The organism is Jannaschia pagri (assembly GCF_019655435.1).
Taxonomy (GTDB): Bacteria; Pseudomonadota; Alphaproteobacteria; order Rhodobacterales; family Rhodobacteraceae; genus Jannaschia; species Jannaschia pagri.
On sequence record NZ_BPFH01000001.1, the window covers coordinates 604,415 to 621,009 of the forward strand.

Below are 16,595 nucleotides of genomic sequence, written 5' to 3' on the forward strand. Positions count from 1 at the left end.
CCGTTTGTTCGTTAACCACGCTGCCGGTCCCGCAAAACTCAAGAAATCATTCCAAAGTGGCCAACCCAAGGCCACAGACACGCCATGTTTCACAGTCATTCACTGTCTCAGGGAAAGACCCAAACCTGAAATTACAGAGTGTTAACTATGACCCAGCAAAACTTCCTTTCCGATGAATCCGGTGCCGTCACGGTAGACTGGGTTGTTCTCACCGCTGCCCTCGTTGGTCTAGGCCTCGCAGTTATGGGCGTGGTTTCCACTGGTATCTCGAACCAGTCCCAAGATATCGATACCGCATTGGAAGCAGACAACATTATCCGGACCTCGTTCGCCGGTCTCGGGACCACGAGCAACCTTTCTACCGCGGAACGTGATGCTGCGATCTCAACCGCTCGTGGTCTGCAGAACACCGACCTTCAAGCCGATCTGGCTGTCTTCGAAGGGGACTCCGCCAACTATAGCGACTGGACGAACGTCATCGCTGACGAGAACACAACGACGTCCGTGTCGAACGGCGTCACGACTTACACGTCAGGCGACGGCAATACGACTTTCACGAGCACACAGTATGAGTCCCAGGGTGTGGCATCAGACAATGCTGCCATCTACGCTGACGAGGTTAACCAGCGCGGCCTGAATTGATCTATCGATCAGACTGACCGAAAGGGCTGGCCGCAGGTCAGCCCTTTTGCTTTGCGGCTGACAGCCCTACCTGCGCACGATGAGCGCGCGCACTCCCATAACCAACTTTTTCCAAACCCGCGGTTGGTCCCTGCATCCCCATCAGTCGGACATGTTGGAACGCAAGGACCTGCCTGCCCTTCTGCTCATCGCGCCAACCGGGGGCGGCAAGACCCTCGCTGGGTTCCTGCCGACCTTGGTGGAATGCGCAGACGGCCATGACGGGCTCCACACGCTTTACATCAGCCCGCTCAAAGCGCTCGCCAATGACATCCGGCGCAATCTGCAAACGCCCATCGAAGAGTCAGACCTGCCCATCCGGGTCGAGGACCGCACCGGCGATACCTCTTACGCCAAGCGCCAGAGGCAGCGCGCCGATCCGCCCCAGATCCTGCTGACAACGCCCGAGAGCCTGGCGCTGATGATTTCCTACCCGGACGCGGCGCGGACGTTTGCGGGGCTGCAACGGGTCATCGTCGACGAAATCCATGCCTTGGCCGACAGCAAGCGGGGCGATCAGCTGATGCTCTGCCTCAGCCGTCTCCAAACCCTCGCGCCCGGCCTGCGCCGCGTGGGTCTGTCGGCTACGGTCGATGACCCGTCCGTCATTGCCCATTACTTGGCGCGTCATCCAGACCCTTGTCCGATCCTGCATGCGGACCCAGGCCCGCCGCCAGACATCTCAGTGCTAGAGACCGAAGAGGCGCCGCCCTGGGCGGGCGCGGGCGGGCGCTATGCCATCCCCGCCGTGCTAGAGCAGGTCCGCAAGCACAACACGACCCTGATCTTCCATAATACGCGCGCCCAGGCGGAGATTTTCTTTCACAACCTGTGGCTGGCCAACGAAGACGCGCTGCCCATCGGCATCCACCACGGCGCATTGGCGAAAGAGGCGCGGCTCAAGGTCGAACAGGCGATGGTCGCGGGACAGCTCAAGGCCATCGTTGCCACGGGGTCCCTGGATCTTGGCATCGACTGGGGTGACGTGGACCTGGTCATCCAGATCGGCGCCCCAAAGAAGGTGAAAAGCCTGGTGCAGCGGATCGGCCGCGCCAACCACCGGTATAACGCGCCCTCCAAGGCGCTGCTCGTACCGGCCAATCGGTTTGAAGTCGTGGAATGCCACGCGGCGCTCGAGGCGGTGCGCGCCGGCGAGTTGGACGGGGATCTTCGCCTGGACGGGCCGCGCGATGTGCTTTGCCAACATATCGCCTGCGTGGCCTGTGCGGGGGATTTCGAAGCGGACGGGCTCTATGCCGAAATTAAGAGCGTCGGCCCCTATTCGACCCTCAGCCGCGCCGCCTTTGACGATTGCCTCGACTTCGTGGCGACCGGTGGCTACGCCCTGCGCGCCTATGACCGCTACCAGCGGCTGAAGGAACGCACGCCAGGCATTTGGGGCCTGCGGGACCCCCGGGCCGCGCGGCAGATCCGCATGAATCTGGGCACGATCATCGACACCGATAAGCTGAAAGTGCGCTTCAAAGGGCGGGGCGGCGCGCCATTGGGTGAGATTGAGGAGGGCTTCGCCTCCACCCTCAGCGCAGGCGATACCTTTCTGATGGGCGGGCAAATCGTCCGCTATGAAAGCATGCGCGAGTTGACAGTTGAGGTCTCTCCCCGTCCCGACAAGGAACCTCGGATCGCGACCTATGTGGGCTACAAATGGACGACGTCCGTCCATCTGGCCCAACGCATCCAACACATGTTGCACGAGATGCGGTTTGACGCCCTGCCGGGTCACACGCGGGAGTGGTTGGAGTTGCAGGCCAAGGTCTCAACCCTGCCGGAGCCGGGCCGCCTGTTGGTGGAGCAATTCCCACGGGACGGACGCCACCATGTGGTGGTCTACGGCTTTGCTGGCATCAACGCCCACCAGACCCTGGCCCTGCTGATCACCAAAGGAATGGAAGAGAACGGGCTGGACCCGTTGGGTTTTGTGTCGAACGACTACGCGACGCTGATTTGGGGCTTACAACCCGTGGGCGACATCCGTCCCTATCTACAAGCCACGGGCGTGCGGGCGGCCTTAGACCGGTGGTTGCAGGGCAATGCCGTGATGAAGCGCGCGTTCCGCAACGCGGCCGTGATCGCGGGCCTGATCGAGCGAAACTACCCTGGCAAACGCTCCACCGGGCGGCAGGCCGCGTTTTCCAGCGATATTCTGTACGACACGCTGCACCGCTATGACCCCGACCACCTCATGCTGCGCATCACCGAAGAAGAGGCCATGCGCGGTCACATTGATTTTGGCCGCTTGGAGTTGCTGATGCAGACGGTGGGCGACCGGATCGATCAGGTAAAGCTGAGCCGTGTGACGCCACTGGCGGCGCCCATGTTCTTGGAAAGGGGGATCGTTCCGATCAAGGGCCGCGCGGAAGGTAAGCTGTTGCAAGCAGAGGCCGAGAAGTTGATGGCCGAAGCGGGACTATCGTTGGAGTGATGCAAGACGCCGCGCTGCGCCCACGATCGAGGGGGTCCGGCGGGGGCTGCGTAGCGTCGGCATATTTTTGGAACATCAAAAGAGGCGCGCGTTAAGGTTAATGCGCAGTTCAGGGCGGCGTTCTCTTTGGGCGGCCCCCAAGGTGCTTGCATTTCGACTCTGGGCGAGGCCAAAAGGAACACATGCGGAACGTCCATTCCTTTTCCTTTGCCGGGGCGCGGTTGACGGCCCGACCCTCTGGGGCGCTGCATTGGGGCGACCGGAATCTTCTGGTGGTGAGCGACCTGCATTTGGGGAAATCCGAGCGGATCGCGCGGCGCAACGGTCCTTTGTTGCCGCCCTATGAGGTGCAGGACACGTTGCGCCAACTGCAGAAGGATATTCTGGAGACGGGCGCGGCCCATGTGGTTTGCCTGGGCGATAGTTTCGACGATCTGGCCGCGGCCCAAGCCCTGGGGGAGGATCATCGCGCGTGGATCCTGCGTTTGATGACCGGACGACGGTGGACTTGGATCACCGGAAACCACGATCCAGGCGCGCCAGGTTTGCCGGGGGATACGGTAGATGTCTTGACCCTGGACGCGCTGACCTTCTGCCATATCGCGACGGATCTGGACCGCGCCGAGGTCTCGGGTCACTACCACCCGAAGGCGGCGATACAACTGAGGGGGCGGGCCATTTCGCGTCCCTGCTTCCTTCGCGATAGTCGGCGGCTGATCCTGCCGGCCTATGGCACCTATACCGGCGGATTGCGCACGCAGGACCGCGCCTTGGCGGACCTGATGGGCGCAGGCGCGCGGGCGATCCTAGCGGGGCAGCCCATGGTCGAAATCCCGATGCCGCGATGAGATCCCTGCTGGTCCTGCTCGCCTTGATGGGCTGTAGCACCGCTGTTGTTGCGCCGCTGTTGCCAAGCTATCGCGATCAGACGGTGACAATCGCGTCCAAGGCGGATTTTGACCCCGCGCGCTACGCGGGCCGTTGGTACGAGGTCGCCAGGTTCCCTGTCCCCTTCCAAGAGGGGTGCGCCAGCGCCGTGGCAGAATATAGTGTGCCGGAGGGCGGCACCCTTCGACTGCGCAACATCTGTTTGGACGGAGAGGGCGCCGCCCTGCGCCAGATCACAGGCACCGCACAGGTGAATGGGCCCGGCCGGTTGGAGGTCCGTTTGACGGGTGTTCCCCTTGTCGCCCCGTATTGGGTTTTGTGGACAGACACGGGCTATCGCACAGCCGTGGTGGGGCAGCCCGACGGGCGCGCTGGATGGATCCTCAACCGGGACCCCGTCATTCCGGCAGACCGGTTGCGCGCGGCGCTGACGGTGCTGCAATTCAACGGATACGACACGGAACAACTGGTCTTTTCCGCCGCGCAACAGATCTCATACGAAAAAAGTAAAGCGATTCGCGAATCAGTGTTTGACCTCCGAATCGGGTGGCTGCTATCCCTGTCGCAACGGTCGGGCAGTGGCCGAAAATATCAGAAAAAACCGGCTCGAATCGGGGTAGGCATGTTGGGGACATGTGCGCAGGCACAAGTCATATCCACGCATCAGATCCGGGTGGATGGACAGGGTCCGTCCGCCCGCGATCCCTTTTCTGGTGCCACAACATTTCAATGGTTTGGAACCCCGCTGCGGCTGGATGGGGCACGCGAGGCGCTGTTGCTACAGGACGTGCAGAGCCAGGTTTCGCTCCGCGCGAAGGTACATGCGGTGGTCGACAAGTTATCGCGGTCCCGCGGCGATCTGCCGCTGGGCCTCAGGCCAGTTGAGGCAGAGGACGCGCCCGACGCGCTGATCGTGACCGATGGCACGCGCGAGTGGCAGGCCCATTTGATCCCTGTGTCTGCAACGGAAATGCTGCTGCTGTTTGAGGATGATGTCCCCCCCAGCAATACGGCCCTGCTCATCGTGCAAGCAGGCAGACGACCGGATCCCCTGCCGGACCGTAACACGATCTGCTTCACGCCCGGCACGCGCATCCTGACAGAAGACGGTCCACGACCCGTCGAGGCGCTCGCCCCCGGGGACCGGGTGTTGACGCGCGACGATGGTCCCCAGCCAATCTTGTGGATTGGGCACAGGCATATTTCGGGCGCTCGCCTCTTTGCTATGCCGCATCTGCGGCCCATTCGCATCCGCTGTGGCGCCTTAGGCGTGGAAGAGCCGGAACCAGACCTGATCGTCTCTCCCGGCCACCACGTGATGTTGACGGGATCGAAGGCCAAGGCGCTCTGGGGGCAGCCCGAGGTCCTGGTCAGGGCGCGGGACCTGGTAGACGACCGTCGCGTGTTGGTCGCCCATGGCCTGGGCGACGTGACCTATATTCACCTGATGTTTGCCCGTCACCAAATCCTCTGGGCCAACCGGGTCGAGGTCGAAAGCTTCCATCCCGCCGATGCCGATCTAAGCCATATGTCCCGGCCCGATATCGAAGAGATGCTGCACCATGCCCCGGGCGTGGATCAGGATCCTTCGGCCTATGGCGCCCATGCGCGCCGGTGTCTGAGCCGCGCCGAGCTGGCGATCCTGAACCACCAGGGCGCGCCGGCCTATTTCACCTGACGCCTCTGCTTGACACCCCGAGATCAGGGACCTACACGGCGGCTTCCATTGGTGTTGGTGGCCCCCGCAAGGGGATGCCTGTCGCCCTTCGGGGAAAGGACAACGCCCTCATATCAGAGGAGATCAGAAGGTGACCAAACGCACCTCTGCCAAGTACAAAATCGACCGCCGCATGGGCGAGAACATCTGGGGCCGCGCCAAGTCGCCGGTCAACCGCCGCGAATACGGCCCCGGCCAGCACGGTCAGCGCCGCAAGGGCAAGATGTCCGACTTCGGCCTCCAGCTGCGTGCCAAGCAAAAGCTGAAGGGCTACTACGGCGATCTGACCGAAAAGCAGTTCAAGCGCATCTTTACCGAAGCCGCCCGGGTCAAGGGCGATACCGGCGAGAACCTGATCGGCCTGTTGGAGCGCCGCTTGGACGCCGTGGTCTACCGCGCCAAGTTCGTCTCCACCATCTTCGCCGCCCGCCAATTCGTGAACCACGGCCACGTCGAGGTGAACGGCAAGCGCGTGAACATCCCGTCCTACCGCGTGAAAGAAGGCGACGTGATCTCGGTCCGCGACAAGTCCAAGCAGATGGCTGTCCTGCTGGAGGCCGTCCAATTGGCCGAACGCGATGTGCCCGACTACGTCGAAGCCGACCATTCCAAGATGACCGCCACCTTCGTGCGCACACCAGGCCTGGGCGATGTGCCGTACCCGGTGATGATGGAACCGAACCTGGTCATCGAATACTACGCTCAGAACTGATCGACACGAGGGGGCGACACCCCGCGTCTGGACCTATGGGGCCGTCCGTTTTGGGCGGCCCTTTTTCGTGGGGGTCACTTTGGTGTGCGACCTTCGCCTGAGCCTGGTGGCAAATTGGGATCACTTGTTGGCGCCTTGCGCGGAGACAAAAGTGGTCGGCTGCACAGACCAATAAGACGTTCGATCCGGCATCCCCAACGACTGCTCGACGACCTTTAGACAAGCAGCCTCGGCGCCCTTCAGAGCGTCTATTCGAGGCTTTCTCGAATAAGATCAAAGCCATTCCCGAACGGATCTGCGCAATTCGCAAGGTCCGCGACCTCGGAGAACATTTTCTTCTCGACAGAGCCGCCGTGTTTTTCAACCTCCGCACAAACCGGCTCAATGTCGTCGACTATGAAGTCCAGGTGGACCGGCGTCCAGTGACGCTGATAACGACGTTTGTCGTCGGCAGCGCCGATGGTGCCTGCGGCTTTCTCTTGGATGTGAAGATCGAGTGTTCCAACGGTGACCACGTGCCAATCATCCGAATACTTCTTCTTAAATCTGCAACCCAAGGCCTCAACATAAAACGTCAAGGCTTTGGACATGTCAGAAACGTCAATGCTGACAGTTGCTTTAAGAGCCATCGCACCCCCCTGTTAAGACAAATATGTTCGTTATTTGTTCTAGTCATCTGTGCTCGCTGGGCCCCGACAAGTCAACTGTTCTATCACGATAGCGGACGGCCCTAGGTCGCGCAGAAGCCGTAAGTCTGACCTCAGCACAGACCTTCTCTCCCAGGAACCCGCAGCGCCATATTCCAATCCCACGCCCTTTCCCCTATGCCCGAACGGATCCATGCCGGAGCCCGTTCCATGACCTCTGATCCGTCCCACCCCATCCATGCCCGCATCGAGGGCGCCGTTGTGATGATCGGCTTCGGCTCCATCGGGCGCGGCACGCTGCCCGTGCTGGAACGGCACTTGGACTACGACCGCGACCAGTTTCTCGTCATCGAACCGGCGGAGGCGGGCTGCGCCGAACTGCGCCAGCGGGGCATCGCCCATCGCCAGGTCGCGCTCACACCCGACAACTACCGCGAGGTCTTGGGCGAGGTGCTGACCCCCGGCAAGGGTTTCTGTGTAAACCTATCGGTCGATACCTCGTCGTTGGACCTGATGAAGTTCTGCCGCGAGATCGGGGTGCCCTATATCGACACGGTGGTCGAACCCTGGGCTGGTTTCTACTTCGACGACGTCTCGAACGCCGAACGCACCAACTACGCCCTGCGCCAAAAGGTACGTGACGAAAAATCCGCCAACCCCGGCGGGACCACGGCTGTGTCCTGCTGTGGCGCGAACCCCGGTATGGTCAGCTGGTTCGTCAAGGCCGCGCTGCTGCGCTTGGCCGAGGACACAGGGACGACGGCGGATACGCCGGAGGACCGCGCCGGTTGGGCCAAGCTGATGCAAACGCTCGGCGTCAAAGGCATCCACATCGCCGAGCGGGACACCCAGGCCCGCGCCCTGCCCCGCCCCCGCGATGTCTTCGTGAACACCTGGTCGGTCGAGGGCTTCATCGCCGAGGGGTTCCAACCCGCCGAATTAGGCTGGGGCACCCATGAGACCTGGTTCCCCGAGAATGGGCGCCGCCACGGCAAAGGCTGTCAGGCGGCCATTTGGCTGAACCGCCCAGGCGCGATTACCCGTGTCCACACCTGGTGCCCGACCCCTGGGCCGCAGTTCGGCTACCTCGTGACCCATAACGAAGCGATCAGCATCGCCGATTACTATACGGTCGGCGAAGGGTCCTGGCCGGAGTACCGCCCGACCTGTCACTACGCCTATCACCCCTGCGACGATGCAGTGCTCAGCCTGCATGAGATGTTCGGCGCGGGACGGCAACAGCAGGTCCACCACATCTTAGGCGAAGACGAGATCGTCGATGGCATCGACGAATTGGGCGTGCTGCTGTTCGGCCACGACAAGAACGCGCTCTGGTACGGCAGCCGCCTGTCCAACGAAGAAACCAAACGAATCGCGCCCGATCAGAATGCCACGGGCTTGCAAGTCACGAGCGCGGTTCTGGCCGGGATCGTCTGGGCGCTCGAAAACCCGAATGCAGGGATCGTCGAAACCGACGAGATGGACCACGCCCGCTGCCTAGAGATCCAAACACCCTATCTGGGCCCTGTGGAGGCCCATTATACCGATTGGACCCCGCTCCAGGACCGCTGGCAGCACTTCCCAGAAGACATCGACGACCGCGACCCCTGGCTGTTCCGCAACGTCCTTGCCAGCTAAGAAAGGCGTGACCACAAAGGGGATGTGGTTGGGCGGGTCGTTCTAGACCTGCCTGTCACAGAATGCGGGCAGACTGGCGTCCCGGTGCAGGTACACTCAATAGAGTAAGAACTGATCGAGGCGGAGTTCGTCGTACTCGCCAAACGAGATTCGCAACACATCCCATCCGTCCCAAATCCTCACCTCGTTTGACGTCTCGGATATCGTCAAACTGAACCGGCTACCCTCTGGCGGATTGAGCAGTCGCTGAAACTCCTGTGAACTGAGCGTGCGGTAGTAGGTGCTGGCGCTTCCGAGCGGTAAGTATTCGTCGGACAGCACGACCATATCATCCGCATCAAAATCGGTAATCGTAAGACGGATATCGCTCTGGTATTCGCCGATTTCACGCGGCCCCGTCGGCTTCAATATGAACTGATCCGCTCCGCCACCGCCAGACGCGGTGTGGTTGCCATCGCGCACAAAGATCTTGTTGTTCCCGGCATTGCCAATGACCGTCTGCGCATCACGCCAGTCGCCGCCAACTTCCAATTCTAGATCATCCGCGCCACGGGCCTCCAGGATCTCCACGCCCCCTTTGCCGGACCCAAAGACATGGGCCCGGTCCGTCCGGTGCAGCAGAGACTGGTTAACCGTCGTAATAATGCGATCTGTGCCGCTGCTGGAATCTTCCGCAACTTGGTCGCCAATGTGATCAACATAATAGATGTCGTCTCCACTACCGCCTTGCATGTTGTCCGCCCCAGGGCCGCCATCCAAGATGTCGTTTCCATATCCCCCGGACAGAGTATCGTCCCCTTCAAGCCCGCGGATCTTGTCGTTTCCACCAAAGCCGAAAAGTCCGTTCCCACCGTCATGGCCGGTGAGATAGTCGTTGCCGCCGCCCCCAAGGGCACGTTCGATATCCGTACCATTGGCAATGGTGAAGCCCGTGGGCGCGAAAGTCTCCTCCGGCCCCAGCTTGCGTGAGGACAGAAAACCGCCGCCGCCCTCTCGGTATTGCAGGCTGGCCGGACGCAGGTCGATCACCACGTCAAAGGTCGTGCCCGCTTCGGCCCGGATCATATCGTTGCCGCCAGTATCCCAGATCGTCGTGATCCCCTCACGCGCATTGGGATCCGAGGGCAGAACATACTCGGTGTCGCCCGCATTCGCCGTCTCGTTAGCGCCGTACATGTCCTGTAACGCCGCGATATCCAACGCCGCCAATGTCGCATTCCCCGGATCGCGCCCGTTATAGGACATGATGGTCCAGATCTTCTGGTTCAGTTCAAACGCACCCAGGTCCTGACTACGGCTGACACCTTCGAACGCGGTCGCGCCAAAACTGCGGTCGTGGGGGTGAGACAGGCCGAGGGCATGGCCAAGCTCATGCAGGAAGTGCCCCATCTGAAACGGGTCGAACCCCTCCCGCCCATTGGCGGCGTCTTCTTCAATGGCTGCGATCCGCCAAGCGGCAAAGTTCCCGACCTGCTGGTCTTGGTCGTTGTAGCCCGGAAAATCGAAGTTAGAGGAGCGCGAGTCCGTGGTCTTGATCCGCAACAACCAATCGGCAGCGGCTTCGTCTTCGATAGTTGTGATGGTCACATCCACTGCGCTTTCGATGATGTCATAAGCCGCCTCAAAGGCCGCGCGCGCCACGTCCGACCATTCGGCAGAGGCCTCCGAGGTATCGAAAGCGACCGTGATGTTGTCCTTGTCCGGGACGGCTGCAAAGGACCGGATCGTGCGCAGCAGGTCCGACACCTCAGTCGGCTGGAACATTTCCAGGGTGTAGACCCCTTCGGAGCCGGGCTTGTCCTTGCTGAACACGTCCAGGAAATAGGTCCCCGACACCTGTGGCGCGAAATAGACGTCGCGCCAGTTGGGCGTCAGGACATTGCCCTCAGTGTCGAAGATCCGCACGAAGCCCCGCTCTTCGTCGCGCCCGATCTCTTCGTTGAAGGCCACTGGGCCATCCAGGTCCCAGGCGTAGTATTTCCCGGCCTCAAGCTCGACCCGCACCCAATCGTGATCGCCGGGTTCCTCGAAGATACTGAACAGCGTCTCTCCGATTTCCACGTCCCCAGTTGTGGTTGCATCGGCTGGCAGATCGAATGAAATCTGGTGGGCGAGTTTCGTCATCTTGCAGGCTCCTCATCGCGCGGTCTGGTGCGCTCGGTGCGGACGCGGTCACAGCGCCGTGGTATAGACTGCGGTCAGGAGCGGAATGCTGTCCAGCGGCATTTCCCTGTCTTGCGCCGAAAGTCGGCACCGAAGCACCACTTCCACGGCGACTAGCTGACGCAGGCGAGCGTTCCGATCCGACACAGCCGTCACCTCAATGATCCCAGGTTTCACGAAGTCATAAGTCCACAGGGCGGATTCAGACCAAGAGGCTTCGGAATGCGGATGACAGACCGCGATTTGCTACGGCACAACATGGGGCAGTCATCGCGTTAAGGGAGCGGTCCGTCGACGTCGGACATCAGCACTCGCAGGTGGCTCAACCCGATCTTGGTTGCCCGCCCCTCCGGGTCGCCATCCACCACCGCGCCGCAGCAAAGGGCCACGCCTGATGAATGAGATCGCCCCAAATACGTTCAAGCGCCGGGATGCGTCGCTGCCGAAGGGCCGTCAGACGAGCGATGCTGCCGTGGCCGAGATCGACGCACTTCTGGGGGATATGCCCCGCCGCCGCGATATGGTGATCGAGGCGTTGCACGTCATTCAGGACAGGCACGGCCATATCTTGGCCGATGCCATCGCAGCCTTGGCGGAGCTGTTCCGTCTGGCCCAGGTCGAGGTCTATGAGGTCGCGAGCTTTTATGATCACTTCGATGTGGTCCGCGAAGGGGATACGCCGCCGCCGCCCGTCACGATCCGCGTACCAACCGGCGTGTCCGAGGAACTGGCGGGCGCCTTCGACCTGATCGAGGCGCTCAAGGCCGCAACCGACCCGGCCCAGGTGCGCATCTTGCCCAGCCCCTGTATCGGCCAATGCGACGACGCCCCTTCGGCCTGGATCGGCAAACGCGTCGTCCGCCACGCAACGGTCGAGACGGTTCTGGCGACGCTGGATGAAGACCTGACCACCCCCGTTCTGCCCGCCTACCAGGACCTGGCCGCATACCGGGCTGATGGCGGCTATAGCGTGCTGTCGCGCGTTCTGTCGGGCGAGATCAGTGCGGACGCCGCGACCGAGACCATGTCCGACGCGGGCCTGCGTGGCCTCGGCGGTGCCGGTTTCCCGGCGGGCAAGAAATGGGGCTTCGTCCGCGCCGCGCCCGGGCCCCGCCTCATGACGATCAACGGCGACGAAGGTGAACCCGGCACCTTCAAGGACCGGTGGTGGCTGGAAAGCAAACCCCACCGCATGTTGGAGGGCGCGCAGATCGCGGCCCGCGTGGTCGGCTGCGACAAGATCTACATCTACATGCGCGACGAATATCCGGCAGTGCTAGAGATCCTCGCCCGTGAGATCGCCGCCCTCCATGCCTCCGACATCGACACCATCCCGATGGAATTGCGGCGCGGCGCTGGCGCCTACATCTGCGGCGAAGAAAGCGCGATGATCGAAAGCATCGAGGGCAAGCGCGGCCTTCCCCGCCACAAACCGCCCTTCATTGCGCAGGTGGGCCTCTTTGGCTTGCCCACCCTGAACCACAACGTGGAAACCGTCAGCTGGATCCCCGACATCCTGCACCACGGCCCCAAATGGTTCGCCGACCAAGGATGGGACGAAAACCACAGCGGGTTGCGCAGCTTCTCGGTCTCGGGCCGCGTGAAGGCGCCGGGGGTCAAGCTGGCGCCTGCGGGCATCCCCCTGATCCGGCTGATCGAAGACTACTGCGGCGGCATGGCCGAGGGTCACACCTTCAAGGCGTTCTTCCCTGGCGGCGCTTCGGGCGGGATCTTCCCCGCGGCCATGGCCGACCGCGCGATGGATTTCGGCACCTGGGAGGCCGAGGGTGGCTTCATCGGCAGCCATGCGGTGGTCATCCTGTCGGACCAGGACAGCGTGCGCGATGCGGCGCTCAACACCATGAAGTTCTTCCGCCACGAAAGCTGCGGGCAATGCACGCCCTGCCGCTCGGGCACCGACAAGATGGTCCGCCTGCTGGAGGCGTGGGAGACGGAGGCCGACCTGTACAATGACCTCCTGCAAGTGATGGGCGATGCCTCCATCTGCGGGCTGGGTCAAGCGGCGGGCAATTGCGTCAAACACCTGATGCAGCACTTCCCCGAGGACTTCACGGCGGGGTCGGGCCAATGATCACCGCCTTCGTCCTTACGCTGCTCGGCGTTATGGCGGCCCAGGCCGCACCCGGCCCGAACCTGGCCGCCGTCGCCTCGGTCGCGCTGGCCCAAGGGCGACGCCCCGCTGTCTTCGTGGTGACGGGCATCGCCTCGGGGATGCTGATCTGGTCCTTGGCCACGGCCTTCGGCTTGGGCGTGCTGATCTCCGCTTATCCGCTGTCGCTGCTAGTCCTGAAGCTCGCGGGCGGCGCCTATCTGTTATGGTTGGGTCTACGGGCGGCACGCGCGGTCATTGCGGGGAATGGGCCCGGTGCCTTCGGGCCCGTCGCGGGGGCGTTGTCACACGGCGCGGCCTGGCGGCGCGGGATGCTGGTCGTTCTGACCAACCCCAAGGCCGCGCTGATGTGGGCTGCCGTGGCGTCGTTCCTATTCGGCCAAGGGCTGACGGCCTGGCAGGTCCTGGCCTTTGGCCCCCTGGGCGCGCTGTCCGGCCTGACGATCTACGGGGCCTATGCCCTGCTGTTTTCGACCGGCGTCGCCATGCGTGGCTATGCCCGGTTCGCCCGTGCCGTCGAGGGGGCCTTTGCGGCGGCCTTCGGCGCCATGGGTGCAACGCTTCTGTTTTCCGGCCTCAAGGAGACCACGAGATGAGCCTCGATACGAGCGCGACCGACCTGGTGACCTTTACCCTCGACGGGCAAGAGGTAACCGCCAACCCGGGCGAGACGATCTGGGACACCGCCCGCCGCTTGGGCACGGCGATCCCGCATCTGTGCCACAAGGACCTGCCTGACCTGCGGTCCGACGGGAACTGCCGCGCCTGCGTGGTCGAGATTGAGGGCGAGCGTGTGCTCGCCGCCTCTTGCCTGCGCGCCCCGACCGACGGGATGGTCGTGCGCACAGGCGGCGCCCGCGTGGAAAAGAGCCGCGAGATGGTGTTCGACCTGCTCGCCTCCGACATGCCCGCCCGCGAAGACAGCCCCGACCCCCAAAGCCACTTTTGGCAACAGGCCGAATTGGCGGGCCTCGACAAGGCGCGCTACCCCTCGGGCCGCCCGGGCGCGGGGCGCGATATCCCCGTGGACAGCATTTTCCACGACGCCTCGCACCCGTCGATTGCCGTGAACCTGGATGCCTGCATTTCCTGCGGCCTCTGCGAGCGGGCCTGCCGCGACGTGCAGGTCAACGATGTGATCGGCATGGCCGGGCGTGGCATGGGCGCGTTGCCCACCTTCGACATCAGCGACCCCATGGGCGTGTCCAGCTGCGTGGGCTGCGGCGAATGCGTCCAGGCCTGCCCCACCGGCGCACTGATGGAAAAGACCCTGCTAGACGACACCGCCACCAAGCGCGTGGTCGAGGTCGAAGAGACCCACGACTCTGTCTGCCCCTTCTGCGGCGTCGGCTGCCAGACCGAGGTCAGCACGGTCGGCAATGACATCGTTAAGGTCGATGGCCGCCAGGGTCCGGCCAACCGCGGCAAACTCTGCGTTAAGGGGCGGTTCGGCATGGACTACGTCATGTCGCCCGAACGGCTGACCAAGCCCTTGATCCGCCGCGACGACGCGCCGAAACGGCCTGATGCGCGGATGACCTTCTCCGATATCGGCAGCACCTTCCGCGAAGCCACCTGGGAAGAAGCGATGGAGCGGGCCGCAGGCGGCCTGACTGATGTGCGTGACACCGTTGGGGGCCAGGCCATCGCGGGCTTCGGCTCGGCCAAAGGCACGAACGAAGAGGCCTACCTCTTCCAAAAGTACATCCGCCAAGGCTTCGGCACCAATAACGTCGACCATTGCACCCGGCTATGCCACGCCTCCTCGGTCGCGGCACTGATGGAGGGCGTGGGGTCCGGGGCGGTCTCGGCGCCGTTTACAGCGGCCGATGACGCCGATTGCATCATGATTATCGGTGCCCGCCCCGAACAGAACCACCCCGTGGCGGCGACCTACTTCAAGCAAGCGGCCAAGCGCGGCAAAAAGCTTATGGTCTTTGACCCCCGCAAACAGGGCCTGATGCGCCACGCCACGCATCCGGTTGTCTTCGAGCCGGGCCGCGACGTGCCGATGCTCAACGCCATGATCCACACGATCATCGACGAGGGCCTCTATGATGAACAATACATCCAGGCCAACGCCGACGGGTTCGAGGCCCTGGCCGAAAAGGTCAAGGACTTCTCCCCCGACGCCATGGCCGAGATCTGCGGGGTCGAGGCCGAGACGCTGCGCGACTTGGCCCGCACCTTCGCCACGGCAGAACGGTCCATCATCTTCTGGGGCATGGGCGTCAGTCAGCACGTCCATGGCACCGACAACGCCCGCTGCTTGATCGCGCTGTCGCTCATCACCGGCCAAATCGGGCGTCCGGGCACGGGCTTGCACCCTCTGCGGGGGCAGAACAATGTCCAGGGCGCCTCGGACGCGGGCCTGATCCCAATCACCTATCCCAACTACAAATCAGTCGAAGATACGGACGTCCGCAGCCGGTTTGAGGACGCTTGGGGTCGCAGCCTGGACCCTAAGAAAGGCCTGACCGTGGTCGAGACCATGGATGCCGTCCATGACGGTCGCGTCCGGGCGATGTATGTCCAGGGCGAAAACCCGGCCATGTCCGACCCAGATCAGCGCCACGCCCGCGCGGCATTGGCCAAGTTGGACCACCTGGTGGTGCAGGACATCTTCTTTACCGAAACCGCCTGGTTCGCCGATGTTATCCTGCCCGCCTCGGCCCAGCCCGAGAAACCCGGGACCTATACCAACTCCAACCGCCAGGTGCAGATCGGCTTGCCCGTGCGCCTGCCGCCGGGTGAGGCGCGCCAGGACTGGAAAATCCTGGTGGAGATGGGCCAACGCTCCGGCCTCGACTGGCACTATGCCGACGTCGGGGCCGTCTATGACGAGATGGCCTCCCACATGCCCAGCCTGGACCACATCACCTGGGATCGGCTGATGCGCGAAGGCGTCGTGACCTATCCGGTGGCCAGCGACGATGGCCCCGGCGATGAGGTGATCTTTACCGATGGCTTCCCCACCGCCAGCGGCAAGGCCCGGTTGGTGCCAACGGATCTGGTGCCCCCCGATGAGCTGCCCGATGCGGAGTTCCCGCTGGTCCTGACGACCGGTCGGATGTTGGAACACTGGCACACCGGCGCCATGACCCGGCGCGCCACCCACCTGAACGCCCAAGAGTCCGAGCCTGTGGTGGCCATGCACCCCAAGGACATCGGTCGCATGGGGTTCGAGCGGGGCCAACAGGTCACGGTCGCCACCCGCCGGGGCGAAATCACGCTGACCCTGCGCGCCGATAGGGACGTGACACCGGGGATGCTGTTCATCCCCTTCTGTTTCGTCGAGGCGCCCGCCAACGTTCTGACGAACCCCCAACTCGATCCATTCGGAAAGATCCCCGAGTTCAAGTTCGCCGCCGCCCGGATCGCCGCGGCCTCCTGAGGCCGCCACACCGGGCCGAGGTCAGAGGGCGGCTTCGCATGATCGCGAGGCCGCTCGCACTCGTTGATGGGTGATACCGCTGAGACCTACCGTCCAAACCCAGCGAAGCCAGATCAAAGAGAAATCAAACAAACCTTTCGTCGCCCTACGACCCGGTCCCGCGCATAGGCGCGCCCTACAA

12 protein-coding genes are annotated in these 16,595 nt (G+C 63.0%); 9 read left to right on the forward strand and 3 right to left on the reverse strand.

All coding sequences use genetic code 11. From position 1 onward, the window contains the following. The first annotated feature begins 147 nt into the window (after positions 1-147). The 5 genes from K5R33_RS03015 (at position 148) to rpsD (ending at position 6,441) form a co-directional block, all read left to right on the forward strand. A complete protein-coding gene (locus tag K5R33_RS03015; RefSeq protein ID WP_220747894.1) occupies positions 148-642 on the forward strand; it encodes a hypothetical protein in 495 nt (164 codons plus the stop codon). Positions 643-721: 79 nt separating this feature from the next. Then, the gene (locus tag K5R33_RS03020) at positions 722-3,124 is read left to right on the forward strand and encodes a ligase-associated DNA damage response DEXH box helicase (protein ID WP_220747488.1); all 2,403 of its coding nucleotides are present in this window, start codon (positions 722-724) and stop codon (positions 3,122-3,124) included. Positions 3,125-3,306: 182 nt separating this feature from the next. Continuing rightward, positions 3,307-3,972: a ligase-associated DNA damage response endonuclease PdeM gene (pdeM, locus tag K5R33_RS03025; RefSeq protein ID WP_220747489.1), complete on the forward strand. Its 666-nt coding sequence runs from the start codon at positions 3,307-3,309 to the stop codon at positions 3,970-3,972. Continuing rightward, a complete protein-coding gene (locus K5R33_RS03030) occupies positions 3,969-5,690 on the forward strand; it encodes a Hint domain-containing protein (protein WP_220747490.1) in 1,722 nt (573 codons plus the stop codon). Before pdeM ends, K5R33_RS03030 begins: the two co-directional genes overlap by 4 nt. A gap of 130 nt (positions 5,691-5,820) precedes the next feature. Beyond that, positions 5,821-6,441, forward strand: a complete 621-nt coding sequence (gene rpsD / locus K5R33_RS03035) for a 30S ribosomal protein S4 (RefSeq protein ID WP_220747491.1) — start codon at positions 5,821-5,823, stop codon at positions 6,439-6,441. A 248-nt stretch (positions 6,442-6,689) separates the two neighbouring features. Here the strand turns inward: rpsD and K5R33_RS03040 are convergent, their stop codons facing one another. Next, positions 6,690-7,070: a VOC family protein gene (locus K5R33_RS03040; RefSeq protein WP_220747492.1), complete on the reverse strand. Its 381-nt coding sequence runs from the start codon at positions 7,068-7,070 to the stop codon at positions 6,690-6,692. A 228-nt stretch (positions 7,071-7,298) separates the two neighbouring features. Here K5R33_RS03040 and K5R33_RS03045 point away from each other — a divergent pair, with 228 nt between their 5' ends. Further along, on the forward strand, positions 7,299-8,726 hold the full coding sequence (locus K5R33_RS03045; protein ID WP_220747493.1) for a homospermidine synthase: 1,428 nt from the start codon (positions 7,299-7,301) through the stop codon (positions 8,724-8,726). Positions 8,727-8,822: 96 nt separating this feature from the next. On the opposite strand, the gene K5R33_RS03050 is transcribed toward K5R33_RS03045, so the two are convergent. Beyond that, positions 8,823-10,850: a hypothetical protein gene (locus K5R33_RS03050; protein WP_220747494.1), complete on the reverse strand. Its 2,028-nt coding sequence runs from the start codon at positions 10,848-10,850 to the stop codon at positions 8,823-8,825. A gap of 48 nt (positions 10,851-10,898) precedes the next feature. Beyond that, a complete protein-coding gene (locus tag K5R33_RS03055; protein ID WP_220747495.1) occupies positions 10,899-11,066 on the reverse strand; it encodes a hypothetical protein in 168 nt (55 codons plus the stop codon). Between the two features lie 217 nt (positions 11,067-11,283). Between K5R33_RS03055 and K5R33_RS03060 the strand changes: the two genes are divergently transcribed. From K5R33_RS03060 to fdhF, 3 genes are read left to right on the forward strand one after another with little or no spacing between them, the layout of a single operon-like run. Further along, a complete protein-coding gene (locus K5R33_RS03060) occupies positions 11,284-12,981 on the forward strand; it encodes an NADH-ubiquinone oxidoreductase-F iron-sulfur binding region domain-containing protein (RefSeq protein WP_220747496.1) in 1,698 nt (565 codons plus the stop codon). Further along, positions 12,978-13,616, forward strand: a complete 639-nt coding sequence (locus K5R33_RS03065; RefSeq protein ID WP_220747497.1) for a LysE family translocator — start codon at positions 12,978-12,980, stop codon at positions 13,614-13,616. The genes K5R33_RS03060 and K5R33_RS03065 overlap by 4 nt, the downstream gene beginning before the upstream one ends. Further along, the gene (fdhF, locus tag K5R33_RS03070; protein WP_220747498.1) at positions 13,613-16,414 is read left to right on the forward strand and encodes a formate dehydrogenase subunit alpha; all 2,802 of its coding nucleotides are present in this window, start codon (positions 13,613-13,615) and stop codon (positions 16,412-16,414) included. The genes K5R33_RS03065 and fdhF overlap by 4 nt, the downstream gene beginning before the upstream one ends. Positions 16,415-16,595 lie beyond the last annotated feature (181 nt).